The organism is Lysobacter sp. TAB13, from assembly GCF_052113885.1.
GTDB lineage: Bacteria > Pseudomonadota > Gammaproteobacteria > Xanthomonadales > Xanthomonadaceae > Lysobacter > Lysobacter gummosus.
Map to the genome: position 1 here is coordinate 1 of NZ_JBFRDR010000061.1, position 805 is coordinate 805.

1 protein-coding gene is annotated in these 805 nt (G+C 60.0%); it reads left to right on the plus strand.

Features of this window, described 5'->3' with window-relative positions; translation table 11 throughout:
- A partial coding sequence (locus AB4Y92_RS25100) for a hypothetical protein (RefSeq protein WP_441822086.1) occupies nt 1-805 on the plus strand: 805 nt, incomplete at both ends.

Below are 805 nucleotides of genomic sequence, written 5' to 3' on the forward strand. Positions count from 1 at the left end.
TGCCTGCACTCGCCCAACGGGCGCAGCTCGGACCGCAGACCAGTTTTAGCCGCGGCGAGATCTCGGCCGCCGTCCAGAACTCGAGCCTCAATCCCTATCTGAAACAATATGCGGATCAGATGGGAAACCTCGGCTACTTCGAATCCGGCGGAAACGCCGGCATCTACAATGGCTCGTGCTGCACTGGCATATTCCAATTGAACACGAAGAACCTGGATGATCAGGGCTACTCGCGCGAGAGTTATGCAAACGCCAGCTTGCAGGATCAGACTGAAGCCTGGGCTCGCCTAACCAACGCATCCATGGGCTCGGCTCCTGTCCAGCAGCTGATCAGCATGCAGAAGAACGGCCAGAGCTTTGATGGCCAGACCGTCGACGGCGCCATGGTGATGRCCTGCATCCAGCTAGGCACCGGAAATTGTCAGAAGATGCTCTCTTCCGGATCGTGCAGCGGCTTCGCGGACTCCAATGGCACAACCATCTGCAAGATGGCCAGCAAGATCCGCGACGGTAGCAGCACTCAAGGCGACCCGAACGCCGAGACCGGCGGCGCTGGCGCCACCAAACCGGACGGTGCCAAAAACAGCACCGCCAGCACCGTTCAGGACAAGTCCCCCTCCGAATGCTGGGGCTGCGACGCCGTCACGATCGCCTTCACCGTAACGGCCAGTGTGATGGCCAAGCTGACTGACTCGCTTGCAAAACCCGCGCTCGCGCTCTTCGGAGTGATCTTCGGCCTGGTCCTCGCCATCTCCTTCGGGAAGGCGTTTTTCTTTATGTCGGACCAGATCGGGCAGACCTACAG